The sequence below is a fragment of the Halomicrobium sp. HArcel3 genome (genome assembly GCF_058933135.1).
Genome location: NZ_JBZYDN010000001.1, coordinates 600,607 through 624,900 on the forward strand (window position 1 = coordinate 600,607; position 24,294 = coordinate 624,900).

Here is a 24,294-nt window from a genome sequence, read left to right on the forward strand (position 1 = left end):
CGTCAACAGACCGGTTTCGGGTCGATGCCCATCCCTTCGAGCGAGCCTGCGTACTCGTCGTAGGCCAGGTCGACGACCGCGCTCGCAGCGGCCACCGCCCGCTCTCGGTCGTCGTCGCGCTCGCAGACGGTCTCGACGACCTCGCCGCCGCGTTCGACCTGCTCGTCGGTCTCGGCGCGCAGTTCGCGGAACAGGGCCGCCGCGCGCTCGTCGCCCTCGTTGACGAAGAAGTTGATCACCTGGAGGAGACTCCGCGAGGCGACCAGCGGGCGGGCGACGAGGCCCGCGGCGACCCTCTCGACGGTCTCGTCGAGGCCGCGGAGGTGCTCGTGCAGCGGGTCTGGGTCCGCTTCGGTGGGCGAGCCGTCAGCGAGTTCGAGCACGCGGTCGCGGTGCTCGCGTTCGCGCGCCCGTTCCGCCTCGAACGCGCTCCTGGCGTCGTCGTCCGTCTCGTCCCCGGCCCACTGATCGAACGTCTCCGCCGCTCTGGTCTCCGCCGCGACGGAAGTTTCGAGGACCGTCTCCCGGTCGAGGTCGCCCGCCGTCTTCGCGACGAGCGCTTTCTCCGACCCGAGGCGGGCCAGGCGCCCTTCGTTGGCCGATCGTACCTCCTCGACGAACTCCGAACCGTCCATGCCACGGCTTCGCACGCCGGCCACATATACTGTTGGTATCCTGACTCGACGGGGCCGTTTTACCGCTTCCGGGCCTACAGGAGGATATGACCGAAGACGCCCCGGCGGGCGACGGAACCACGGTGCGCGAGATCGACCCCGAGGAACTCGCCAGCCGGATCGAGAACGGTGAACGGATCGCGCTCCTGGACGTCCGCAACCGCGACGAGGTCGACGCCTGGCAGATCGACGGGCCAGGGGTCGAGTTGACCCACGTCCCGTACATGCGGTTCGTCAGCGCGAGGGCGACCGGTGAGCCGGCGGATCTGGTCGACCCCGACGAGTCCTACGTCGCCGTCTGTCCGCGCGGGGCCGAGAGCGCGGAGGTCGCGGCGTCGCTCGCCGAGGACGGCGTCGAGGCAGTGAACCTCGCGGGCGGGATGGAAGGCTGGGCGCGCGTCTATCGGCGGACGCAGATCGCTCGCGACGCCACGGACGCGACCGTCTACCAGTACCGTCGCCCCGCCACTGGCTGTCTCGCGTACGTCGTCGTCTCCGCCGGGGAGGCCCTCGCCGTCGACCCGCTGCTGGCGTTCGTCGAGCGCTACAGCGACGACGTCGCCGACGTGAACGCCGCCATCGAGACGGTCGTCGACACGCACGTCCACGCGGACCACTTCAGCGGCCTCCGCGAAGTGGCCGGGGCCACCGGTGCCACGCCGGTGCTGTCGACCGCTGCCGCGGACCGCGGCGTCACCGGCGACGTGCGGACGGTCGACGACGGGGACGTCGTCCGCGTCGGCGAGCACGAACTCGACGTCCTCGCGACCCCTGGCCACACGACGGGGTCGATTTCGCTCGTCCTCGACGACGTCGTGTTCACCGGTGACTCCCTCTTCCTCGACGGCGCTCCACGACCGGATCTCGAACGCGGAGCGGACGGCGCCCTGGAACTCGCCGAGACGCTCCACGAGACGCTCACCGACCGGTTCGCACCGCTGCCCGACGACGTTATCGTCGCGCCCGGCCACTACGTTCCGGGCCGCGCGCCCGCCACCGACGGCTCGTACGCGGCGACGCTGGGCGACCTCCGCGACCGACTGGCGGCGTTCTCGGAGGATCGGACGGCCTTCGTCGAACGCGTCATGGATTCGATGGGCGCCCGACCCGCGAACTTCGAGCGCGTCGTCGCGGTGAATCTCGGTCGCGAATCGGTCTCGGACGAGGAGGCCTTCGAACTGGAACTCGGCCCGAACAACTGCGCCGTCGCGACGGAGTGAACTGGTTGCGTCGGTCCCGCCGCGCTTCGGGACGACGGCATCCGGGCTCAATCAGTTCTCGGGAGCGCCACCGCACCGGCGACGAACGCCACCAGCCCGGCGACGGTGAGAATCGCGAGGGGAGTGACTGCGTCACCCGTCTGTCCGGACGTCGTGACCGCCCGGACGCCCCGCGAGAAGAAGGTCAGCGGTGACAGCCAGGTGGGGAGCCACGCCGGCAGGAGCGCCGGCGGGACGAACGTCTCCGAGAGGAAGAGCAGCGGGAGCGCGATGGAGTTCGACGCCGCGATGACGCCGTCCTGTGAGTCGGCGAAACTGCCGATCAGTGCGCCGACGCCGCAGAACAGCGCGACGCCGACGACGACGAAGGCGACCAGCGCGGCGACCGACACCGCCGTCAGGACCACCTCCGCGCCGGTGAGGGCGACGACGAGTCCGAGCAGCAAGAGCCCGGCGAGGCCGATGACGACGATATTGACGAGCGTCTGGGCAGCGAGCCACTCCAGCCTGGTCAGCGGCGTCGTCGCCAGTTTCTCGAACCGGTTGCCCTCCCGGTGGCGAGCGACTTCGCTCCCGACCCGGGACAGCGGCGTGAACAGCACGACGACGGCCAGGTAGCCCGCGACGTAGTACCGGGGCGGCTCGGTGAACAGCCCACCGCCACCGGGTCGCGTCTGGACGAGCGCGCCGAAGATGACGACGATGATGAGCGGGAAGAAGAACGTGAAGAACACGGCAGTGCGACGGCGGAGGAACGCCTTCCGGGCGCCCGTGAACTCGGCGTGCACGCGGCGAATCGCGCTCATCGCTCGCCTCCGGCCGGGGCGGCGGTCGGTTCCCGGTCGGTCCCCCGGTCTCCTCGTCCGACGCGGTTCCCCGTAAGTTCCATGTACACCGCCTCCAGGTCCGGTTCGGCCCAGCTGAGGCCGTCGTAGTCAGCGCCGGCGTCCTCGAGTTCCCGAACGACCCCGCCGATGTCCTCCGGGGCGACCCCGGACACGGTCATCCCGTCTCCGTCGAACGCCGTGGGATACCGCAGCGTCGTCGCGACGGACTCGTCGACGTCGCCGGAGACGGTGAGTCGGCTCTCGCCGCCGTAGGCCTCGATCAGCGCGTCGGGGGCGTCTATCGCGACGAGCTCGCCGTCGGCCAGCAGTCCGACCCGGTCGGCGAGTCGGTGCGCCTCCTCCATGTCGTGGGTGGTCACGAGGATCGTGACGCCTGCGTCGGCCAGCCCTTCGAGCAGTTCCCACAGGTCGTGACGGCCGGCGGGGTCGATACCGGTCGTGGGCTCGTCGAGAAACAGGAGGTCGGGGTCGTTGACGAGCGTCGCGCCGACGCAGGTCCGGCGCTGCTGGCCGCCCGAGAGGTTCTCGTACCACGTCCCAGCGTCGTCGGCGAGGCCCACGTCGGCGAGGACGCGCTCGACGTCGCGCGACTCGTCGTAGAGGCCGGCGTAGTACGCCAGCAGTTCGCGAGCGGTGAGCCGGTCGTGGGGCGAGAAGTCCTGCGGCAGGAGTCCGATCCGGTCCCGGTCGACGTCGCGGGGCGACGTCCCGAACAGTTCGACGCGGCCCTCGGCGTCGGTCGTGCCCGTGAGCGCGCGGACGAGCGTGGTTTTGCCGGCCCCGTTCGGCCCGACGAGTGCCACGACCTCTCCCTCTCCGAGCGTCAGCGAGACGTCGGCGAGGGCGACGGTGTCGCCGTACGCACGGCGAACGTTCTCGGCGACGAGTACCTCCTCCATGGCTGTGGGTCGGTCGGCCCGACCGAAAATCGCTCCGATCGGTCGCCGGGGTCGCCGCGGGTCGTCACACCGCCGCTCTCCGGCGATGGCCGCGACCCGCTCAGAGTGCCGCCCGAACGTTGCGGGCGATCTCGTCGGGGTCGTAGGCGTCCTCCTCCTTGTCGTAGACGGTCTGGCCGTTCACGCTGACGGTGAACACGCCGTGGTCACCCATCACGAGTTCGAGCGAATCGAGCTCGGCCTCGAGGCCACTGAGTACGACCTCCTGGACTTCGAGGGCTCGTTCACGAAAGCCGCAGGGAACGCAGTATTCGATCGTTACGTCGGACATACGTGGACGGTCAGCGGCCACGAACAAAAAGGCGCGTCCCGATACGTTTTTGACGGTGCTGTTAGCGTATAAACACATGAGCGTTCGCGCACATCCGGCCGCTCGGGTCCCCGGACCGGTTCGGTGGTTCGTCGGCGTCCTCTCGCGACGGCAGACGTACCGGAACCTGGTCTACCTGGCGTTGACCTTTCCGCTCGGACTCGGCTACTTCGTCCTGCTGACGACGGGGCTGTCCGTGGGCTTTAGCCTCCTGGTCTTCCTCGTCGGCCTCCCGATACTCGTCGGCGTGCTCCTCCTCTCGGACCGCATCCTCGTCTTCGAGCGGTGGCTCGCGGCCCGACTCCTCGGCGTCGACGTTCCGCTGGACCGGGAGACCGAACACGACGAGGTGTGGGACTACCTGCGGTCGCCCCTGGCCGACCTGGGGACGTGGGTGGGCCTGGTCTATCTGGCGTCGAAGTTCGTCGTCGGCCTGTTCACCTTCATCCTGATGACGCTCCTCGGTACGCTCGCCGGGTCGTTCGTCCTCGCGCCGCTGTACTACCGCCAGGCGACGATTCAGGTCTCCATCCCGGAGCCCATCCACCTCACCCTCTCCTACGCCGTCCAGCAGTGGGGCGGCGTCGAGGTGGTCTCCTACCCCCTCACGATAACGTCATGGCAGGTGACGTCGCTCTCCGAGGCGGTCGGCGTCGCGGTCGTCGGCGTGTTACTGTTCGTCGTCTCGCTCCACCTCCTGAACCTGCTCGCGAGAATCCAGGGCTGGTACACGCGAGTGCTGATCACGCCGCGGCCGCTGACGTAGCGACGACGAGTTTCGACGAGCTGCCAGGAATAATTAGCGCCAGCCGGGACGCCAGTACAGCAGTGCGACTGTCGCGACGAAGACGACGGTCGAGAGGAGGTACGACTGGTCGTAGACGGCCCCGGCGACGGCCGCTGTCCCCCCGAACACGCTCGTCGCTATCGTCGCGATGACCGGCCAGGTACACGAGACGCAGGACAGCAGGCCGACGATGCCGGAGATGGCCGACCCCGCGGCGTCGACGACGGCGGCGTAGACCAGGTACGCCAGCGCGACGTAACCGACGACTTGCCAGGGGATCAGGTTGATCCGGACGCCCTGGAACGGGATCTGGAGCGAGCCGAGCGCGAGGCCGGTCGCGGGCAGGTTGACGAACAGCCGGGGCGCCCAGCCCGGTGGCGCCGACGCCACCGTGAGATCGACGCCGGCCGGGAGCATGTCGGCACCGGGTCCCCAGACGCCACCGAAGTAGCCCAGGATGCCGAAGTACGCCGCCGCGACCGCCACGCCGACGGTCCGCTGGCGCTGTGACGCGGTCGGTCGCTCCGTTCTGACCAGCGCCCAGGCGCCGACGGTTATCCACACGAGCGGGACGGCGACGGGCGTCACCCCGGTGATGTCGTTGGGGCTGAGGAGGTGGTACGCCAGGAACAGGAGGAGCTGGGTGTTGACGAGCAGCGCGCTCAGCAGGAGCGTGTCGCGGCGCAGTTCGAACCGGTCGATCTTGTAGGTCGTGCTCATAGCGCGATGGAGTCGACGACGATGGCGACCAGGAGCGCCCCGAGGTAAGCGTTCGAGGCGTGGAACGCCCGGAAGGCTGCCTGTTCGGTCCGTTCGCGGTGGAGTAGGACCACGGCCCAGAGGAACACCGCGCCCAGAACCGCGGTCGTCCCGGCGTACAGGGGACCGAGGGGTGTCAGCGCGGCCATCCCGCCCGCAGCGACGAGTGTCGCGCCGAGGTAGAAGACGATGTGTTTGCGGGTCACCGTCTCGCCGTGGACGACGGGCATCATCGGGAAGCCGCCGCGGGCGTAGTCCTCCTTGTACGCCAGCGCGAGGTTGTAGAAGTGCGCGGGCGTCCACAGGAAGATGACGCCGGCGAGGGCCAGTCCCGGCAGGCCGATCTCGCCGGTGACGGCGGCCCAGCCGATGAGCGCGGGCAGCGACCCGGCGAACCCGCCGATAACTGTGTTCTGGACCGTGTTCGGCTTCAGCACGACGGTGTAGACGACGCTGTAGAACAGGATGGCCGCGAAGCCAAGCGCCGCGGCGAGGGCGTTGACCTGCCAGAACAGCCACACCGACGTGACCGAGAGGAGCCCGCCGAACGCGAGCGCGTTTCGGACGGGGATCTGGTGGGTCGCCACCGGACGGTCCGAGGTCCGCTCCATCCGCTGGTCGACGTCGCGCTCGATGACGTGGTTGAACGTCCCCGAAGCGCCGATGGCGAGCACGCCGCCGGTCAGGGTGAAGAGGACCGTCGGCGTCGTGAGGTCCGGACCGGCGGCCAGCGCCATCCCGGCCGCCGCGACGAGACAGAGCAGCCACATCAGGCGCGGCTTCGTGAGCCGGAAGTAGGCGCCAGCGGTCGCGGTGATTCGCTCTCGCGTCGACAGCGAAGCGGAGCCCGGTGACGGTCCGCCGGTCGCCGTATCGCCGGCGTCCAGGTCGACAGGATCGACGACGGGCGCGTCGTCCGGCGTCCGCGTCTCGGACTCGAGTTGCCAGGCGAGAGCGAGGACGAGCGTCGTGAAGATGGCCATGCCCGTGGCGAGGTGAGCGCCCGGGAACGGAGCCGTCGCGCCCGAGGTCGCGACCAGCGCGCCGAGTCCGATCTGGACGGGGTAGAGGAGCAGTGCCGTGACCGCCAGCGCAGTGACGCGGCGCCTGGCGGCGGACCGGGCGCCGGCGACCGCCGTCGCGAGGACGAGCAGTCCGACGACGGCGGCGGCGAGACGGTGGCTCCACGCGACGAGGAGACCCGTGTCTTCGAGTACTGGCCCCTGACAGACCGGCCAGGTGGAACAGGAGTTGACGGCGTGAGCAACGTCGGCCGTCGCACCGAGGACGACCAGCAGGTACACACCGACAGCGCTCGCGGCGAGCAGCGTCGTGAACCGTGGGCGACGTGAGTTCATCCCGGGAGGCCTCTTTCCTAGACCCTTCGTTCCATCGCACTTAGACCCCGCGCTTCGGACGCCTCGGCACCTCGTGGTTCGGACGGCACGGCGCCCGGCACGATTCGTTCACCTCCTGAATCTGTCGCCGAACATGGTCGGGTGGGCGTCCCACGCCGTCGCGCGCCCCTGAGGGCAAGACAGCAGCTATTTATTCCCGACTTCCGAACTCCCGAACACGCATGAATGGGAAACGCGTCGGGCTCCTCACGGTCTTCACTGGAGCTCTTCTCGCGCTCGCCGTCGAGCCGGCAGCAGCCCAGGTGTCGACGTCGGAGACGGCGGAACTGATCTGGGACCTCAACATGAACCTGCTGTACATCGCCGTCCCCATCACGGTGCTCGTGGAGGGCATCCTCATCTACACCGTCTGGAAGTTCCGTAACAACGAGGATCCCCTGCCGACGATGGAGAACCGGCGTCTCGAGATAACCTGGACCATCGCGACGGCGATCATCCTCCTCGTCGTCGGTATCGCCTCTTACCAGGTGATGGCCGAACCGTACGTCACGGCCACCGCGGACCAGCAGATCGAGTCCGACCAGGAGCCTGCCGAGGTCGAAGTCGTCGGTCAGCGCTACAGCTGGACGTTCAACTACAACGACACCGGGCAGGGAGACGACCGCGTCAGTTCCAGTAACACGCTCGTGCTCCCGGCCGACAGGCCCGTCGTGTTACACATCACCTCCACGGACTGGATCCACGCGTTCCACGCGCCCGGTCTCGGGTTGAAGAGCGACGCAATTCCGGGGAACCACAACGTCATCAAGACCGAGATAACCGAGACGGGAACCTACCAGCTCTACTGTGCGGAGTACTGTGGCACTGGCCACTCCGACATGCTCGGCCAGATAGAGGTCGTCTCCGATGACGAGTACCAGAGCTGGCTCGACGAACAGCAGTCCGCCTGAGGCGGTCACGTTCTTTTTGCGCTCGCCCGTCGCAGGTAGCGACATGTCCGACTACTTCGAGGAGATCGAGATCGGCGAGACCGACGCCTTCGGCACGTACGAGGTCACCGAGGAGGACGTGGTCTCCTTCGGTGAACAGTTCGACCCCCAGCCGTTCCACGTCGACGAAGACGCCGCGCGGGAGTCGATGTTCGGTGGTCTCGTCGCCAGCGGCTGGCACACCGCGTCGATGACCATGCGACTGCTCGTGGACAACTTCCTCGCAGACTCCCGTGCGCTCGGCGCAGTCGGCATCGACGACCTGCGATTCCCCAGCCCGGTCAGGCCCGGCGACGCGTTGCGCGTCGAGACGGAGGTCGTCGACAAGGAGGTGTGGGACGAGGACCGCGGGCTCGTCCACTGCGCCATCGAGACGTCGAACGCTGACGGCGTCGTGTTGACCATGGTGGGCCTGGTCCTCTGGGAGCGCGAGTAACTCCCTCCGAAGGCGGGCGCGACTGCCCTTCGGTTCCCGAGTGTGGCATCGTCCCCGGAAGGATACCCCGACTCCGGGCCGGTGATCGACGGCGGTTCGCCGGCAGAGCGCTTCGACAACCGGAACGGATGTGCGGAGAACGGGACAGGAGGAAAGCGGCCGCGAGAACTATCGCTCAGGCGCAGACGTCGACCGTCGCGTACGCCTTCCCGGTGCTGGTCACTTCGACGCCGACGCCCATCCGGGTCGGCCCGCCGACGAGGAGTCGCTCGCTGTAGGTCGAGCTCTCGTTCCAGTTATCGACGATGGCGCGGGCGACCGCTCGTTCGTCGCCGTTGAACCGTTCCTGCCCGTCGGCCTGGTAGTGCGTTCCGGCGTAGGTCGTGCCAACGAGTTCGAACTTCTCGTCGGGCGTGTCGATGTAGCTCCCCTCGTGGGATTTGAACTTGCAGCGCTCGTAGAGGTCGTGATTCCGGTACCGATTGGTGGTCGAGACACCGTCCACCTTGTGGGCGGCGCTGCCGTGGTTCGCCATCGCCACGCTGTGGTTGCTCGCCATGCGAGAGACGCGGGTCGCCGTGGCGTCGCCGGTGCCCAGCTGCGTCCGATTCTGCGCCTCGCGCTCCTGGTTGACGAACTTGGCGATGTGATTCGCTATCTCGGCTTCGTCGAACTGCCGGGCTGGAATCGTCGTCTGGCGCTCACTCGTCGACTCCGAAGGGGTCGCTGCCCCGTCGTCGCCGCTCGTCTGGTCGCTGGTCGTCGTCGCCGTCCCGCCGTCGGCTGCCGGACTCGTCGTGACCGGCGCGCTCGTTCCACCACCCAGTTGCATTCCGATCAGGACGCCGACGCCGAGGGACGCCATGACGACGACCCCCAGTATCCCGACCGCAGTCTTGTTTACCATCTTGATCCCACGGTTGCGATCGAATCAGTTGAACCTTCCGCATGTCAATCGTCCGCCAGTACCCTCTCGGGACCCGGTTTTTCGTCGAGAACGGCTGGGACTCGGTCGGCGTCGACGACAGTCGCTCGCCGCCGCAGCGACTCGTACCGCTCGCGCCCTCGATCACCCCCGTAGTTGCGCTCGGCGAGGGGTCGCGATTCGACGACGACCAGCCGTTCGGCGTCGTCGGCGAGTCGGCAGACGGTCGCAGCCGGGTCGATGACCGGATCCGCGAGCACCGTCACGTCGGCGGCCGCGATTTGCTCGCTGACCGCCTCGACCGTGGCTCGATCGATAGCCGCGAACGGCGGCGTCGTCTCGACCGGGACGTCGAGCGTCCGCGCGACGGACCGGGCGGCGTCGTCGTGGGAGAAGGGGCCCGCACTCACCTGGTGGCCCGCCGCCCAGCACGACCCGACGACGCTGGCACCGGTCTCGCCGCCGCCGAGGACGTGGACCCGACGCCCCCCACCAGTCGTCGACGGGAGCGTCGTCACCGCCGGCGAGTCCGTCACCGGATTCGTCGTCACCACGCCGCGCGCGTCGAAGGCTGTCTCCAGGGCCTCGGTGGTCAACACGTCCGCAGGCTCCCCCTGGTCGACGATTCGCCCGTCGTGGACGAGTGCGAGTCGGTCACAGAAGCGAGCGGCCGATTCGAGGTCGTGGATCGCCGCCAGCACCGCCCGGCTCTCGTCGGCGAGTTCGCGGACGAGCGCGAGCGTCTGCGTCGCGTGGTTCACGTCGAGGCTCGCCGTCGGTTCGTCGAGCACGAGCGTGGGGGCGTCCTGAGCGAGCGCGCGGGCGACGAACACGCGCTGGCGCTCGCCGCCGCTCAGCGTGTCGACCCGCCTGTCGCGCAGGTGCGTGGTCTCCGTCCGTTCGAGCGCCGCGTCGACGCGGGCCCCCCGGTCTGGGTCACTCGAAAACCGTGAGCGGTGAGGTGTCCGCCCCATCGCGACGACGTCCGCGACGTCGAAGGCGAACCGGACGCTCGTGTCCTGGGGGACTGTCGCGACGCGGCGACTCGCTGCCCGCGAGGACAGGTCGTGGATCCGGTCCTCGCCGACGAACACGTCACCCGAATCGGGGGTCAGCGCGCCGTTGACCGTGCGCAGCAGCGTCGTCTTGCCGGCGCCGTTGGGGCCGACGAGGCCCACGAACTCCCCTGCCTCGACCGTGAGGTCGACGCCGTCGAGCACCTCGACGTCGCCGAACGCGACGTGGACGTCGTCGACGCGGATCACACCGTGTGCACCTCCTTGCGCCGCAAGAGGTAGAGGAAGAAGGGCGCGCCGACCGCCGCGGTGACGATGCCGACCGGCACCTCCGCAGGTCCGGAGCGTGCGAGCGTATCGGCGGCGACCAGGAAGGTCGCGCCCGCGAGTGCGCTCGCGGGGAGGAGTATGCGGTGGTCCGGGCCGACGATCAGCCGGAGGACGTGGGGGACGACCAGGCCGACGAAGCCGATGACGCCGGCGACGGCGACGGCGGCGGCTGTGATGACGCTCGCGACGGCGAGCAGGATACGCTTGGTCCGCTCGACCTCGATACCGAGCGCGTGGGCGTCCTCTTCGCCCATCAGGAGGACGTTCAGGTCGTGGGCGTAGACGTGCAGGACGGCGAAGGCGAGGAACGCGGCGGGCAGGGTCACCTCCACCTCACCCCAGGTGCTGTTCTGGAGGTGCCCCATCAGCCAGTAGATGGCCTGTTCGAGGCTCTCGCCGGCGTGGACGAGCATGTAGGAGATGACCGCACCGAGGAACGTCTGGATGGCCACGCCGGCCAGCAGCAGCGTGGCGACGGGCGTCTCCCCGTCCCGCGTCGCGATGAGGTAGACGGCGAAGGCCGCCAGTATCGCACCGGCGAAGGCCATCGCCTGGAGCGGGAGGCCGACGGCGAAGACGATGGCCGCCACCGCGCCGACGGCGGCGCCAGACGAGACGCCGATGATCGACGGGTCGGCCAGCGGGTTCCGGAAGAACCCCTGCATGACCGTTCCCGCCGCGGCGAGCGCGAAGCCCACGATGGCGCCGAGGACGATGCGGGGGAGCCGGATCTGGCGGACGATGGTCTCACTCGAGTCGGCGACCGCGAAGGAGAACGGATAGACGTACCGGAGCGAGACGCCGGGAAGGGGCACGGAAACCCCGAGGATCCGCGTCGTCCCGACGCCGACGGAGAGGCCGGCCGGGACCCCCACCGCGTTCAGCGCCGCCTTCGACACCGTGAGCAGGTCGATGCTCACCGGGCCGACCGTCGCACTCGCCAGTACCGTCGCGACGAGCGCTGCCCCCAGGCCCAGGAGTACGGGCGCGCGTGGCGGTGACTCCACTGTATCAACTACGGTTACTCTAGCCCAATACTTATTGTATACGGTCGCTCGCCGACAGGTCCGAGCGAGGGGTGGGGAGGCCGTGCCTGTGGGGCGGCGGATAGCGCACGTCTCCCCCGCCATCATAAAGGCGTATAAGCCAGGGGCGGCCACTTCCGGTATGGTCGAGAACGTCATCTGGCCGGCGTTTCTGGACGCCGACCGCTCGCGCAACGAGGGACGCCGGGTCTCGCTGGACCAGGCCATCCCCGACCCCACGGTCGACGAGATAGCCACGGCGGTCCAGCAGGTCGGCTACGACGCGGTCATCGAACGCGACAAGACGTACCCCCGCGAGTACGAACAGCGCGGGCGCGTGCTCGTGAAGAACGCCGACGACGCGACGAAGTCGGACCTCCTGGGCGCCGTCGCGGCGTACCTCCAGGCCATCCGGGCATGAAACGCGTCGGCGACGTCGTCCGCGTGGCCCAGGGCCTGGCCGTCGCCCGCTGCCCGGACGACGACCACCCCGACATCGGGCGCGCCGTCCTCACGGACGACCTTGAAGACGCCGGCCGCGTCGTCGACGTGTTCGGCCCCGTCGAGCGCCCCTACGTGGCCGTGACGCCCGACGACGACGTCCGACTCGCGTCGCTCGTGGGCAAACCGCTGTACGCGCGCTGACGCAGTGGTCGGATCTCGGCGCACCAATTTTCTGTAGTTCTCGTTAGAGGATCGCCGGCAGCCTCCCGTAACGCTCAAACCCTTCCCACCGGACCACCGGACAATGACAGAGCGAAGGCGGGTCGCGTTCGGCGTCGGCATCATCGTCGCCATCTTCCTGTTCATTCAGCTGTCCGCGATAGCGCTCGTGGAGCCGTTCGAGGCGGCGGGGTACCAGCCCGTCGAGAACCCCGAGGACCCGACGAACAGCCTCGTCTACGTCGGTGCAATCCTCGTCGCGACGGCGTTCATGCTCGCCGCGTTCAAGCTGAACGTCGACGCGCTGATCCGGCTGATTATCGTCGCCTCCGGGGCGTGGCTCTCCCTGTACGTCTTCCGCGTCCTGATGCGGTTCGTCGCGCCGGCTCCCCTCGCCGACGTCGTCGCTATCCCGTTCGCCATCGCGCTGGGCGTCGCGCTGTACGTCCATCCGGAGTGGTACGTCATCGACATCGCGGGGGCCTTCATGGGCGCCGCCGCCGCTGGCCTGTTCGGCATCGGCTTCGGCGTCCTCCCGGCGCTGATACTGCTGACCGTCCTGGCCGTCTACGACGCCATCAGCGTGTACGGCACCGAGCACATGCTGACCCTGGCGTCCGGTGTGATGGACCTCAAAGTACCGGTCGTCCTCGTCATCCCGATGACGGCGGACTACTCGTTCCTCGACGCCGACATGCCGGACCCGATGGCGGACGACGCGGACTCGGCCGAGCAGTCGGCGATTTCCGGGTCGTCGGTCGACGCGGAGTCCGGCGCGGACGGCGAACCGACCACCGACTTCACGCGCGGTGGCAGTGACGGCCAGATCGACGAGACGGAGGCCGCAGACCCGCTCGAACGGGAAGCCATGTTCATCGGCCTCGGCGACGCCGTCATCCCGACGGTGCTGGTCGCCAGCGCCGCCTTCTTCGCGCCGGAGAGCGTGCCGACGCTGGCCGGCGTCGCCCTGCCCGCGCTCACGGCGATGGTCGGGACGTTCGCCGGACTGGCCGTCCTGCTGTGGATGGTGATGAAGGGGCGCGCCCACGCGGGGCTCCCGCTGCTCAACGGTGGGACGATAGCCGGTTACGTCCTGGGAGCGCTCGTGAGCGGCCTGACGCTCGTTCAGGCGCTCGGACTCGACGCGTACCTTTAGAGACCCGTCAGTCTACCGTCCCGTGAGCGCCTGACTCGCCGGCGAGAACTCGATCTCTCTCCCCAGCCCCTGCTCACTCGCCCGCTCGTACAGCATGTGGGCCGCCGCGACTGTTTCTATGGCCGTCCCACCGCTGTCGAAGACGGTGATCTCGTCCTCGTCCGTGCGCCCCTCTGCCTCGCCAGCGACGACATCGCCGAGTTCGGCGTGCACGTGGTCCTCGTCGATAGCTCCCTCCTCGAGGGCTCCGATGAAGGACCCGGCGTCCTGCGTGACGCGCTCGCGCAGGTCCGGGACGTACGTGGACCGCCGTATCGTCGTGGCGTCGAGTTCGCGCTTCTCGGGATTGTACTGGCCCATCGCGGTGACGTGGGTCCCCGGTTCCAGGAGGTCGCCGTCGAACACCGGCTCGTCCGCGTTCGTCGCGGTGACGACGACGTCGGCGCCCTCGATAGCGGCGTCCGAGGTCGCGACGGCGGCGACGCTGGCGTCGAGTTCGTCGTTCATCTCGGCGACGAAGCTCTCCCGGTGGTCCTTCGTCGGCGAATACACCTCGACGCGGTCGAGGTTCCGGACTGTCGCCGTCGCCCGGAGCTGTCCGCGGGCCTGCGGGCCGCTCCCGAACAGCGCGAGGTCCGACGCGTTTCGGCGGGCGAGAGCGTCGACGCCGACGGCGCCGGCAGCACCGGTCTTGAAGGGGTTGAGTGATGCGCCGTCGAACACGGCCAGGGGCGCACCGGTGTCGGCGTCGAACAGCGGCAGGGAGAAGTAGGCGTCGCGTTCGCCGAAGCCGGCGGTGTAGACGTAGCCGCCCATCGCGCCGGTCTCCGGGAGGATAGCCGTGTAACTGGTCACCATTCCCGCCGGGACGTCGTTGAAGAGGGCGGTCCGGGGCGCGGCCGGAGCGCCTCGCCCGCGTTCTCGGTACCCCTCGCGGACGGCGTCGACGTACTCTTCCGGCGTCGCCAGTCCGGTCACGTCCGCACTCGTCAGAAACAGTGCCGTCGATTCGGCGTCGCTCATACCGGCCGTTCGCTTCGCCGTCCCTTAGGCGTACTCCTGTCCGCACTGGTCGACGGAAAGATCGAACGCTAAAATCGCACGACGGGGTGACGGGCTGGTGGCTCAGTCGGCTGTCTTGCCCGGTTCGCGGCGAGCGGGCGGCGAGTCGACCGGGGTTCGGACGAACATCGCGTGTCCGATGAGGCCGACGGCGACGACGGATGCCAGCGGGATGGCGGTCGTCAGCGCGAATCCGGCGAGGACCAGAACACCGGTGATACCTGCGAGTGCGAGCGGAATGAGTCCAAGGACGATGTCGTAGTAGCCCGTCATGAATATACTCGTAATTACGATAAATACCCATATAAGTGTTTCCCGTAAATCTCTCGTATGGTTGGACATTGGTCCTGTGTAGTCACGGCGTGGGTTATTAAAAACAAATTCATAAGTTATAGGCGGCGTATTTATCCGGAATATATCTCGCGCGCGCTCTGTCGACGGCGCCAGCGTGCGCTATCGCTCAGATCGCTTCAGCGCTCCCGAACCGATCGAGCAACGGTCGCTCGCGAACCGCTCACCAAACACGTGTGTGATATATTCCCAAAATATGCCGATTGATAACGAGTGGGACGTTACTTACTGACCATCTAATGCCGATTATGCTGTTTGATAATCGAGGAGGAGCGCTTATTGGGGGGAACTGGATATCACGTAGTAGAGGGACACCCGACCCCCGTTCCTCGAAATCTATGAGCACGAACGCCACGGACGATACGAACGAGGCCACGGACGGCGAGCAGACGCGATTCGCCGAACTGAACATCGGCGACGACGAGTTCGTCATCTACGACCGACAGAATCACCAGTCGTGGATTCAGTCGACAGTGGCCATCGACGTCGGTTCGATGCGATGAGCCCCGACGGCGTGGTACGGAACCCATAGAAATTCGAGATGGCCGGCGGTACGCGGGTTCGGCCGTTCTGGCAGACCGTCTCCCGCTTTATTCCGGCGACCACCCTTTCCTCTCTCTTCGACGGAATACTTCCTTTCCGACGACGTATGCCGTCACCTGACGATCGAGACGAGCGCTCGCCACCCGACGAGCAGGGCGCCACCGACGCCAAAGGATACCAGCGCGAACGTCACGGCCGCCCCACCGGGAAAGACCGACGTACTCCGGAGTGCCTGCGCGATGACGACGGCGAGAGCCCATGCCCCTAGTGTTCGGAGTGCCTCCGTTTCGAGGTCACCGACTGTACTGTGACTGTACAGGCGGCCAGGGACCGAAACGACTGCCCATCCGACCAGAAACGTGACCAGTGTCGCGGCGATACGCCCCGCGTATTCCAAGAGGCCGTACCCGTGGGAGAGCTCGCCAGCGACGACGAACGTTGCGATCGCGAGGAGGTCACCGACGGCAACCAGTGCCGTCAGCGACGTCGGTTCGACTCGCCGTCTGAGCGACCACGCCTGGTTCATATCTCCGCATCGAACGCGACCGACTTGGCTCTCCCGACTCGACGTTCGGGAGAGTGATACGATGCCCGACTGTCCGGGGCAGACGACGTCCCGCTGACACTGCGCCACCTACTTTTCGGTGCGCTTCGAACCGCTGGTATGGAGTTCGAACTCCTCGGCTGGCCGTCGGACGGCCCCACGCTCGAACTCGACTGGCGGCGGTTCAGTTACGCCGGGAAGTTCGTCATGTCCTCGACGGGGAAGGTCGTAGCGAGAGACGGCGGCACCGTCGTCGCGGCGCTCGCGTTCAACGAGGACCGGACCGACCCGGACACGCTCTGGTTTCGCTACGTCACCGTCCGGGACGACCGTCGGGGCGAGGGAATCGGTCCGAAGTTGCTCGATTTCGCACTGGATCGCGCGAGCGAGCGCGCGTACGAGAGAATGAAGATTGCTGTCAACAACCCGTTCGCCTACGAGGCCTGCTACCGCGCCGGCTTCGCGTTCACCGGCGAGACCACTGGCATCGCGGAACTCGTGCTCGCCTGGACGACGGCAGGCGATCCCGGCGGCGACGCCGAGCGCTATCGTGACGGACTGGACCGGTTCTGCGACCGAGACCTGTCTGACGAAGAGGAAGCGTTTCTCGCCGAGCGCACGGAGCGACCGTCGCCGAACGGCGCCTCGAACGCCGAGTGACCGCCCGGACTGTCCGTTCCTTCTTTCGCCACCGACTCACTCGACCGGGTCTGACTCGTACACGCGCGCGCCACAGTCGTCACAGGAGACGGCCGCGACCTCGCGTGTGGTACAGCAGGACTCGACCGTGTCGATGCCGAACGAGAGCGGCCCGCTGCAGGCGGGACACGTCGTCAGGTACAGCCTGAGACCGTTGAGTAACTCTCCGCGCTGGTCGACCGGAAGGTCGTCCCACTCCGGGAGCCGGTCCGCGAGGACGGCGGCGCCGGCCACGTCGGCGAGGAAGGCCGGCCGAGACTCCCACGTCCCGACAGGGGTCCCGTCACAGTACACCCGGAACGCGGCGCCGTGTTCCTCGAACGCGACGTCCCCCCGGGTGACGGCGAGGACGTCAAGCAGTCGTGCCCGGGTCACGTCATCCGTCCGGAGGGCTGTCACCACTTCGTCGATGGACCGATCGGCCTCGGCCGTCAGTCGGAGTTCAGTGCCGTCTTCGGACTCGGTCAGTACTCCCCCATCGAGGAGCGTCGACTCGACGTCGACTACCGATTCCTGTTCGTGTTGGACGGATTGCTCAGAGACGCCGGTTCCCACGAGGCCGGTGGTGTCGTGTTCCTTCCCGAACGCGGCCAGCAGCCAGTCCGGGAAGTACCGCTCGGTCAGCGTCGGCGTGCCGGGAACGAGGTAGCCACGCAGGTAGATGGTTCCGAGTCCGACGACGAGGACGGCGGCGCTTCCGGGCACCGCGAGTGCCGGCACGTCCAGCCGGAACGTTGCGGCCTGGACGGTGACCGCGAGACCGAACGCGATGCAGACGTTCACGACGCTACACGGGAGACAGCGGTTCTCGCCCGTGTACTGGCCGTGTCTGAATCGCGCGATGCGACCGTCCCCGGATTCCATACGTGTGTCTTCGGATCAAACGCCAAAGAACCTTCTCGTTCCGACGATTTCCGTGACGCCGTGTCGGTCTGACGGTCGACCCTGTCTGGCGGGTACCCGGCAGCCGACAGTATCAAGCCCTGCACTGTCCTACGGCCGGTCAATGGGTAATTCAGACCTCCGGTCGCTCGCCGCGATCGAGGACGTCTCCTTCGAGGACGTTTCGGGAAGCGTCGTGGCCGTCGACGCGCACAACTGGCTCTATCGCTACCTGACGACGACGGTGCGGTTCACCCGGGACGGCGCGTACACGACCACGGACGGGACCGAAGTCGCGAACCTGATCGGCGTCGTCCAGGGCCTCCCGAAGTTCTTCGAACACGACCTGACGCCGGTGTTCGTCTTCGACGGCGCGGTGACGGACATGAAGGACGACGAAATCCAGGAACGGCGTGAGCAGCGGGAGCAGCGGGAGGAGAAACTCGCGGACGCACGCGAAGCGGGGAACGTGACGGAAGTGGCCAGGCTGGACTCCCAGACCCAGCGGCTCACGGACGCGATCCTTCGGACGACGCGGCGGGCGCTCGAACTGCTGGACGTTCCCGTCATCGAGGCCCCGGCCGAGGGGGAGGCACAGGCGGCACACATGGCTCGCCAGGGCGACGTCGACTACGTCGGGACGGAGGACTACGACGCGCTCCTGCTCGGGGCACCGCTCACGCTCCGCCAGCTAACGAGCAGCGGGGACCCCGAACTGATGGACTTCGAGGCGACTCTGGACGCCCACGCCATCACCTGGGAACAGCTCGTCGACGCCGCCATCCTCATGGGGACCGACTTCAACGCTGGCATCGACGGCGTCGGCCCCAAGACGGCCGTCAAACTCGTGAAAGAACACGGCGACCTCTGGGGGGCCCTGGAGGCCAGAGACGCCCACGTCGACAACGCCGACCGGATCCGTGACATGTTCCTGACCCCGGCGGTGACGGACGACTACGATCTGGACCTGACGATGAACCCCGACGTCGAGGCGGCGAGGGACTACGTCACCGGGGAGTGGGAGATCGCTGCAGACGAGGTGGAACGGGGGTTCGAACGCATCGAGGATTCGCTCGTCCAGACCGGCCTCGATGAGTGGACCTGATCCGGGAAGCTCGAAACGGATCCGCCGACGAGTCCAGTCAGTACGACACAACTTGTGATTGCGTATCACCCGTCACGTGGCCTGTGTCGCCGTCTCACGGCAGGTTCGAGACGGAGGGTTTATCCGTTACCTTCCCATCGGAATGTTATGTGAACGCCGCGCCGGGACGCCCCGGCACGGTGCGGAGGAGTCGACGTGACTTCCTGCCGCGAAGCGAGAGTTCAGCGTGCTCGCCTCTGTGCAAGCACCTGCTCCCGCGAAAGATGAGGATCCCAGCCCTGCGGTCCGCCGTACAGGCGGGATCTGATGTGAGCCCTGACAGTTCGGTGACGCCGTCCGTCAGGGCGGCAATCGAGCTCGAACGGAGTAGCGGGCTTCCACATAAAGCCACTCAGTGCCTGATCCGTCAGGCCGGTTCCGTCGTGTGATTTCGACTATCATACACGGACCACAATCGGTGGCTTTATGTGGGGTAGTCCTCTACAACTATATCCGTTCGAAGGATGGCGCCCAGCGGGAATCTGCCCGCTACGCCGTCCACCTTAGACGAGTGCTTCTCGTCGATGATGGGATTCGAAAGCTATGAGTATCTCACCCCTGCGGTCCGCCGTACAGATGAGATATGATGCAAGCCCTGACAGTTCGGTGATACCTGGTTCGGTACGACCGACGCGGTGTCGCCGACTGACGACGAGACAACGTATGATAGCGTGTCTCCGCCAGATCCTGACCTTGAGTCAGGAAACCCATTCCGGTTGATCCTGCCGGAGGCCATTGCTATCGGAGTCCGATTTAGCCATGCTAGTTGCACGGGTTCAGACCCGTAGCAGATAGCTCAGTAACACGTGGCCAAACTACCCTACAGATCGTGATAACCTCGGGAAACTGAGGCTAATAACGAATACAGCTCACAGATTTGAACATCGTGAGCTGGAAACGCTACGGCGCTGTAGGATGTGGCTGCGGCCGATTAGGTAGACGGTGGGGTAACGGCCCACCGTGCCGATAATCGGTACAGGTGGTGAGAGCCAGAGCCTGGAGACGGAATCTGAGACAAGATTCCGGGCCCTACGGGGCGCAGCAGGCGCGAAACCTTTACACTGCACGACAGTGCGATAAGGGGACTCCGAGTGCGAGGGCATATAGTCCTCGCTTTTGTCGACCGTAAGGTGGTCGACGAATAAGGACTGGGCAAGACCGGTGCCAGCCGCCGCGGTAATACCGGCAGTCCGAGTGATGGTCGATATTATTGGGCCTAAAGCGTCCGTAGCTGGCCGAGCAAGTCTGTCGGGAAATCCAGTAGCTCAACTACTGGACGTCCGGTGGAAACTGTTCGGCTTGGGACCGGAAGATCCAAGGGGTACGTCCGGGGTAGGAGTGAAATCCTGTAATCCTGGACGGACCACCGATGGCGAAAGCACCTTGGAAGCACGGATCCGACAGTGAGGGACGAAAGCTAGGGTCTCGAACCGGATTAGATACCCGGGTAGTCCTAGCCGTTAACGATGCCCGCTAGGTTTGGCGCAGGCTACGAGCCTGCGCTGTGCCGAAGTGAAGACGTAAGCGGGCCGCCTGGGAAGTACGTCCGCAAGGATGAAACTTAAAGGAATTGGCGGGGGAGCACTACAACCGGAGGAGCCTGCGGTTTAATTGGACTCAACGCCGGACATCTCACCAGCACCGACAACAGTGATGACGGTCAGCTTAACGAGCTTACCCGCGACGCTGCTGAGAGGAGGTGCATGGCCGCCGTCAGCTCGTACCGTGAGGCATCCTGTTAAGTCAGGCAACGAGCGAGACCCGTATCCGTAATTGCCAGCAATACCCTTGTGGTAGTTGGGTACTTTACGGAGACTGCCACGGCTAACGTGGAGGAAGGAGCGGGCAACGGTAGGTCAGCATGCCCCGAATGTGCTGGGCAACACGCGGGCTACAATGGCCGGGACAACGGGTCGCAACGCCGAGAGGCGGAGCTAATCCCTTAAACCCGGTCGTAGTTCGGATTGTGGGCTGAAACTCGCCCACATGAAGCTGGATTCGGTAGTAATCGCGTGTCAGAAGCGCGCGGTGAATCCGTCCCTGCTCCTTGCACACACCGCCCGTCAAAGCACCCGAGTGAGGTCCGGATGAGGCCTGGATTCCCAGGTCGAATCTGGGCTTCGCAAGGGGGCTTAAGTCGTAACAAGGTAGCCGTAGGGGAATCTGCGGCTGGATCACCTCCTAATGACCGGGACCAGGCCGACGCGCCTGGCCCACCTTTACTTCGCCAGCCATTGTGGCAGGCGATGGTGACACCACGGCCGTACCGGCCGGGCACCGAACTGTCAGGGCTTACTTGCAGTTCACCCCTCTTCGAGGGGCGATCGATAGCTCAGTGGAAGAGCACCTCCTTCCGGAGGCGGCCCCGGTTCGATTCCGGGTCGATCACTACCGCGGACGGCACCGTGCCGTCACGCGAAACCGATGCACCATCCCGCGAAAGCGTGGTTGGGAAGGGTAAGACCGTCGCTCCCGTTCACCACGGGAGTGTTACGATGACGACCGTGTGTACGTGCAATCCAGACGTCAACTGGATCCGTTTCATCGTGGAACGTGTATCCGAACGTCGCTGCAACTGTAACGCACTGATGGATCTCTCCGGCTTCGGCCGGAGAGGACCCGAAGCGGTTACAGTTGCAGCTCATTGTTAGTCACGGTGATCGTTCACCCGACCACCGTGCAACGTGGCTACTACGCCACTCGGTGAATGGCTCGGCTCGAGTGCCGACGAAGGACGTGCCAAGCTGCGATAAGCCCGAGGGAGCTGCATGGAAGCGAAGAACTCGGGATGTCCGAATAGGAATCCTCTCCGCAATTGCCTTGCGCAATGGGGAACGCCGGGAATTGAAACATCTCAGTACCGGCAGGAAGAGAAAGCAACTGCGACGTCGTTACTAACCGCGAGTGAACGCGACACAGCCCAAACTGAAGCCCTCACGGGCGATGTGGTGTTCGGGCTGACTCTCATCACGCGACAGCCGTCGAGAACTCTCCTGGAAGGGAGGACGATACAGGGTGACAGTCCCGTATCGACGACCGGTAACGTGTGCGTCAGTCCCAGAGTATCGGGGGTTGGAATTCCCTCGTGAATATGGCAGGCATCAACCTGCTAAGGCTAAGTACAACTCGAGACCGATAGCGAACAGTAGTGCGAACGAACGCTGAAAAGTATCCTCAGAAGGGAGGCGAAACAGCGCCTGAAATCGAGTGGGTATAGAACGACGGGGCATACAAGGTCCTGTACAAAACGACCGAGACGCGAGTCTCCAGTAGGACGTACAGGAAGCCGATGTCGCGTCGTGCGTTTTGAAAAACGAGCCAGGGAGTGTGTTTGCGAGGCGAGTCTAACCCGATCATCGGGGAAGGCACAGGGAAACCAACATGGCCGCAGCGCTTTGCGCCAGGGCCGCCGTCTTCAAGGGCGGGGAGTCCCGCTGACACGACCCGAAACCGGACGATCTACACGTGGGCAAGGTGAAGCGTGCCGAAAGGCACGTGGAAGCCTGTTAGGGCTGGTGTCTTACAATACCCTCCCGTGACCTTCGTGTAGGGGTGAAAGGCCCATCGAGTCCGGCAACAGCTGGTTCCAACCGAAACATGTCGAAGCATGACGTCCGCCGAGGTAGTTCGTGAGGTAGAGCGACCGATTGGGATGCTTCACTCCGAGAGGAGTGAACTTCCCTGTCGAACTCCGAACTTACGAACGCTGTCGACGCGGGCAGTCCGGTGTGCGGGGTAAGCCTGTGCACCATGAGGGAGACAACCCAGAGTTAGGTTAAGGTCCCCAAGTGTGGACTAAGTGTGATCGAAGGTGGTCTCGAGCCCTAGACAGCCGGGAGGTGAGCTTAGAAGCAGCAATCCTCTAAGAAAAGCGTAACAGCTTACCGGCCGAGGTTCGAGGCGCCGAAAATGATCGGGACTCAAGTCCACCACCGAGACCCGACCGCAGGAGTCAAATCCTGACCGAGTAGGTTGGCGCTCCGATTGGATGGAAGCAGGGGTGAGAATTCCTGTGGACCGATCGGTGACGACAATCCTGGCCGCAGTAGTAGCGATAGTCGGGTGAGAACCTCGACGGCCGAATGAGCAAGGGTTCCTCAGCACTGTCAATCAACTGAGGGTTAGCCGATCCTAAGTCTACCCGTAATTCGAAGTAGACGAAATGGGAAGCTGGTTAATATTCCAGCGCCGTCGCACATTGAAAACTGACGTCTCGGGGTCGACCAAGCCGGGCCTTCGCCCGGTCCAACCGTCCAATTCCGTGGAAGCCGTAATGGCACGAAGCGGACGAACGGCGGGAGTGCGCAAGTTGGTTCAACCTGGGACCCGTGAAAAGGTGAGTGCGATGTCCGTACCGAGATCCGACACAGGTGCTCATGGCGGCGAAAGCCAAGGCCTGTCGGGCCACAACCGACGTTAGGGAATTCGGCAATCTAGTCCCGTACCTTCGGAAGAAGGGATGCCTGCTCAGGAGATGAGCAGGTCGCAGTGACTCGGGGGCTCGGACTGTCTAGTAACAACATAGGTGACCGCAAATCCGCAAGGACTCGTACGGTCACTGAATCCTGCCCAGTGCGGGTATCTGAACACCTAGTACAATAGGACGAAGGACCCGTCAACGGCGGGGGTAACTATGACCCTCTTAAGGTAGCGTAGTACCTTGCCGCTTCAGTAGCGGCTTGCATGAATGGATCAACCAGGGCCCCGCTGTCCCAACGTTGGACCCGATGAACCGTACGTTCCAGTGCGGAGTCTGGAGACCCCCATGGGGAAGCGAAGACCCTATAGAGCTTTACTGCAGGCTGTTGCTGGGACATGGTCGCTAATGTGCAGCATAGGTAGGAGCCGTTACACAGGTACCCGCGCTAGCGGGCCACCGAGGCATCAGTGAAATACTACCCGTTAGTGACTGTGACCCTCACTCCTGGCGGAGGACACCAATAGCCGGGCAGTTTGACTGGGGCGGTACGCGCTCGAAAAGATATCGAGCGCGCCCCAAGGCCATCTCATCCGGGACAGAGATCCGGAGAAGAGCGCAAGAGCAAAAGATGGCTTGACAGTGTTCTTCCTAACGAGGAACGCTGACGCGAAAGCGTGGTCTAGCGAACCAATTAGCCCGATTGATGCGGGCAATTGATGACAGAAAAGCTACCTTAGGGATAACAGAGTCGTCACCCGCAAGAGCACATATCGACCGGGTGGCTTGCTACCTCGATGTCGGTTCCCTCCATCCTGCCCGTGCAGCAGCGGGCAAGGGTGAGGTTGTTCGCCTATTAAAGGAGGTCGTGAGCTGGGTTTAGACCGTCGTGAGACAGGTCGGCTGCTATCTACTGGGGGTGTTCTGGTGTCTGCCGAGAACGTTCGTATAGTACGAGAGGAACTACGAATGGGTGCCACTGGTGTACCGGTCGTCCGGAAGGGCGCTGCCGGGCAGCTACGCACTACGGGTTAAGAGCTGAATGCATCTAAGCTCGAACCCCCCTCGAAAAAGAGACACCGCTTCAAGGTTTCTCGTAGAAGACGAGTTCGATAGACTCGGGATGTACGCGCCGAGGTAACGAGGCGTTTAGTCCGCGAGCACTAACCAACCGAAGCCACACCAATCATACTGGAC

General features: G+C 65.5%; 23 protein-coding genes, 1 tRNA gene and 2 rRNA genes. 13 read left to right on the forward strand and 13 right to left on the reverse strand.

Annotated features, from left to right (window positions below; genetic code table 11):
- Positions 1 to 2 precede the first annotated feature (2 nt).
- Positions 3 to 635 carry a rubrerythrin family protein gene (locus AC5FRV_RS03000; protein WP_493559637.1) on the reverse strand — a complete coding sequence of 211 codons (633 nt, stop codon included), beginning with the start codon at positions 633 to 635 and terminating at the stop codon, positions 3 to 5.
- Positions 636 to 721: 86 nt separating this feature from the next.
- Between AC5FRV_RS03000 and AC5FRV_RS03005 the strand changes: the two genes are divergently transcribed.
- Entirely contained in the window at positions 722 to 1,894 is a 1,173-nt protein-coding gene (locus tag AC5FRV_RS03005) for an MBL fold metallo-hydrolase (protein WP_493559638.1), read from the forward strand.
- Positions 1,895 to 1,941: 47 nt separating this feature from the next.
- Here the strand turns inward: AC5FRV_RS03005 and AC5FRV_RS03010 are convergent, their stop codons facing one another.
- The 3 genes from AC5FRV_RS03010 to AC5FRV_RS03020 all read right to left on the reverse strand — a co-directional run bounded on the left by AC5FRV_RS03010 (position 1,942) and on the right by AC5FRV_RS03020 (position 3,972).
- Positions 1,942 to 2,700: an ABC transporter permease gene (locus AC5FRV_RS03010; protein WP_493559639.1), complete on the reverse strand. Its 759-nt coding sequence runs from the start codon at positions 2,698 to 2,700 to the stop codon at positions 1,942 to 1,944.
- A complete protein-coding gene (locus AC5FRV_RS03015; protein WP_493559640.1) occupies positions 2,697 to 3,641 on the reverse strand; it encodes an ABC transporter ATP-binding protein in 945 nt (314 codons plus the stop codon). The genes AC5FRV_RS03010 and AC5FRV_RS03015 overlap by 4 nt, the downstream gene beginning before the upstream one ends.
- 100 nt (positions 3,642 to 3,741) lie before the next feature.
- Positions 3,742 to 3,972 carry a SelT/SelW/SelH family protein gene (locus tag AC5FRV_RS03020; RefSeq protein ID WP_493559641.1) on the reverse strand — a complete coding sequence of 77 codons (231 nt, stop codon included), beginning with the start codon at positions 3,970 to 3,972 and terminating at the stop codon, positions 3,742 to 3,744.
- Positions 3,973 to 4,048: 76 nt separating this feature from the next.
- Here AC5FRV_RS03020 and AC5FRV_RS03025 point away from each other — a divergent pair, with 76 nt between their 5' ends.
- Positions 4,049 to 4,777, forward strand: a complete 729-nt coding sequence (locus AC5FRV_RS03025) for a sensor domain-containing protein (protein WP_493559642.1) — start codon at positions 4,049 to 4,051, stop codon at positions 4,775 to 4,777.
- Positions 4,778 to 4,810: 33 nt separating this feature from the next.
- Here AC5FRV_RS03025 and AC5FRV_RS03030 read toward each other — a convergent pair whose 3' ends face one another.
- Together AC5FRV_RS03030 and AC5FRV_RS03035 are read right to left on the reverse strand one after the other, a co-directional pair.
- On the reverse strand, positions 4,811 to 5,518 hold the full coding sequence (locus AC5FRV_RS03030; RefSeq protein ID WP_493559643.1) for a DUF7546 family protein: 708 nt from the start codon (positions 5,516 to 5,518) through the stop codon (positions 4,811 to 4,813).
- Positions 5,515 to 6,915: a heme o synthase gene (locus AC5FRV_RS03035; protein ID WP_493559644.1), complete on the reverse strand. Its 1,401-nt coding sequence runs from the start codon at positions 6,913 to 6,915 to the stop codon at positions 5,515 to 5,517. Before AC5FRV_RS03035 ends, AC5FRV_RS03030 begins: the two co-directional genes overlap by 4 nt.
- 221 nt (positions 6,916 to 7,136) lie before the next feature.
- Between AC5FRV_RS03035 and coxB the strand changes: the two genes are divergently transcribed.
- Positions 7,137 to 7,865 (forward strand): cytochrome c oxidase subunit II, encoded by a 729-nt coding sequence (coxB, locus tag AC5FRV_RS03040; RefSeq protein ID WP_493559645.1) that lies wholly within the window; start codon positions 7,137 to 7,139, stop codon positions 7,863 to 7,865.
- A 43-nt stretch (positions 7,866 to 7,908) separates the two neighbouring features.
- On the forward strand, positions 7,909 to 8,340 hold the full coding sequence (locus AC5FRV_RS03045) for a MaoC family dehydratase (RefSeq protein ID WP_493559646.1): 432 nt from the start codon (positions 7,909 to 7,911) through the stop codon (positions 8,338 to 8,340).
- A gap of 175 nt (positions 8,341 to 8,515) precedes the next feature.
- Here AC5FRV_RS03045 and AC5FRV_RS03050 read toward each other — a convergent pair whose 3' ends face one another.
- The 3 genes from AC5FRV_RS03050 to btuC are packed head-to-tail and all read right to left on the reverse strand — an operon-like array spanning position 8,516 to position 11,618.
- Positions 8,516 to 9,247 carry a spore germination YkwD domain-containing protein gene (locus AC5FRV_RS03050; RefSeq protein WP_493559647.1) on the reverse strand — a complete coding sequence of 244 codons (732 nt, stop codon included), beginning with the start codon at positions 9,245 to 9,247 and terminating at the stop codon, positions 8,516 to 8,518.
- Between the two features lie 44 nt (positions 9,248 to 9,291).
- Complete coding sequence (locus AC5FRV_RS03055; protein ID WP_493559648.1) at positions 9,292 to 10,530, reverse strand: ATP-binding cassette domain-containing protein; 1,239 nt, start codon at positions 10,528 to 10,530, stop codon at positions 9,292 to 9,294.
- Entirely contained in the window at positions 10,527 to 11,618 is a 1,092-nt protein-coding gene (gene btuC, locus AC5FRV_RS03060) for a vitamin B12 ABC transporter permease BtuC (protein ID WP_493559649.1), read from the reverse strand. The genes AC5FRV_RS03055 and btuC overlap by 4 nt, the downstream gene beginning before the upstream one ends.
- Positions 11,619 to 11,778: 160 nt before the next feature.
- On the opposite strand from btuC, the gene srp19 reads away from it, so the two are divergent.
- The 3 genes from srp19 to AC5FRV_RS03075 all read left to right on the forward strand — a co-directional run bounded on the left by srp19 (position 11,779) and on the right by AC5FRV_RS03075 (position 13,455).
- Positions 11,779 to 12,057, forward strand: coding sequence for a signal recognition particle subunit SRP19 (gene srp19, locus AC5FRV_RS03065; RefSeq protein ID WP_493559650.1), 279 nt, complete (start codon positions 11,779 to 11,781; stop codon positions 12,055 to 12,057).
- A complete protein-coding gene (locus tag AC5FRV_RS03070) occupies positions 12,054 to 12,281 on the forward strand; it encodes an H/ACA ribonucleoprotein complex subunit GAR1 (RefSeq protein ID WP_493559651.1) in 228 nt (75 codons plus the stop codon). The genes srp19 and AC5FRV_RS03070 overlap by 4 nt, the downstream gene beginning before the upstream one ends.
- Positions 12,282 to 12,384: 103 nt before the next feature.
- A complete protein-coding gene (locus tag AC5FRV_RS03075; RefSeq protein ID WP_493559652.1) occupies positions 12,385 to 13,455 on the forward strand; it encodes a presenilin family intramembrane aspartyl protease PSH in 1,071 nt (356 codons plus the stop codon).
- 12 nt (positions 13,456 to 13,467) lie between these two features.
- Here AC5FRV_RS03075 and AC5FRV_RS03080 read toward each other — a convergent pair whose 3' ends face one another.
- Both AC5FRV_RS03080 and AC5FRV_RS03085 read right to left on the reverse strand, forming a co-directional pair.
- A complete protein-coding gene (locus tag AC5FRV_RS03080; RefSeq protein ID WP_493559653.1) occupies positions 13,468 to 14,478 on the reverse strand; it encodes an ornithine cyclodeaminase family protein in 1,011 nt (336 codons plus the stop codon).
- Between the two features lie 102 nt (positions 14,479 to 14,580).
- Entirely contained in the window at positions 14,581 to 14,790 is a 210-nt protein-coding gene (locus tag AC5FRV_RS03085; RefSeq protein WP_089817131.1) for a DUF8015 family protein, read from the reverse strand.
- A gap of 416 nt (positions 14,791 to 15,206) precedes the next feature.
- On the opposite strand from AC5FRV_RS03085, the gene AC5FRV_RS03090 reads away from it, so the two are divergent.
- Positions 15,207 to 15,371, forward strand: coding sequence for a DUF7331 family protein (locus AC5FRV_RS03090; protein ID WP_177227491.1), 165 nt, complete (start codon positions 15,207 to 15,209; stop codon positions 15,369 to 15,371).
- Positions 15,372 to 15,523: 152 nt separating this feature from the next.
- Here AC5FRV_RS03090 and AC5FRV_RS03095 read toward each other — a convergent pair whose 3' ends face one another.
- Positions 15,524 to 15,937 carry a DUF3054 domain-containing protein gene (locus tag AC5FRV_RS03095; RefSeq protein WP_493559654.1) on the reverse strand — a complete coding sequence of 138 codons (414 nt, stop codon included), beginning with the start codon at positions 15,935 to 15,937 and terminating at the stop codon, positions 15,524 to 15,526.
- Positions 15,938 to 16,075: 138 nt separating this feature from the next.
- Between AC5FRV_RS03095 and AC5FRV_RS03100 the strand changes: the two genes are divergently transcribed.
- Positions 16,076 to 16,615, forward strand: a complete 540-nt coding sequence (locus tag AC5FRV_RS03100) for a GNAT family N-acetyltransferase (RefSeq protein WP_493559655.1) — start codon at positions 16,076 to 16,078, stop codon at positions 16,613 to 16,615.
- Positions 16,616 to 16,651: 36 nt separating this feature from the next.
- On the opposite strand, the gene AC5FRV_RS03105 is transcribed toward AC5FRV_RS03100, so the two are convergent.
- A complete protein-coding gene (locus AC5FRV_RS03105) occupies positions 16,652 to 17,518 on the reverse strand; it encodes a DUF8054 domain-containing protein (RefSeq protein WP_493559656.1) in 867 nt (288 codons plus the stop codon).
- Between the two features lie 142 nt (positions 17,519 to 17,660).
- Here AC5FRV_RS03105 and fen point away from each other — a divergent pair, with 142 nt between their 5' ends.
- The 4 genes from fen to AC5FRV_RS03125 all read left to right on the forward strand — a co-directional run bounded on the left by fen (position 17,661) and on the right by AC5FRV_RS03125 (position 24,283).
- Positions 17,661 to 18,641, forward strand: a complete 981-nt coding sequence (gene fen, locus AC5FRV_RS03110; protein WP_493559657.1) for a flap endonuclease-1 — start codon at positions 17,661 to 17,663, stop codon at positions 18,639 to 18,641.
- Positions 18,642 to 19,389: 748 nt separating this feature from the next.
- Positions 19,390 to 20,863 (forward strand): 16S ribosomal RNA (locus AC5FRV_RS03115).
- 138 nt (positions 20,864 to 21,001) lie between these two features.
- Positions 21,002 to 21,069: transfer RNA gene (locus AC5FRV_RS03120), tRNA-OTHER, on the forward strand.
- Positions 21,070 to 21,359: 290 nt separating this feature from the next.
- Positions 21,360 to 24,283: ribosomal RNA gene (locus tag AC5FRV_RS03125) — 23S ribosomal RNA — on the forward strand.
- Together the 16S and 23S rRNA genes with 1 tRNA gene alongside form the textbook arrangement of a ribosomal RNA operon.
- The last annotated feature ends 11 nt before the right edge of the window (positions 24,284 to 24,294 follow it).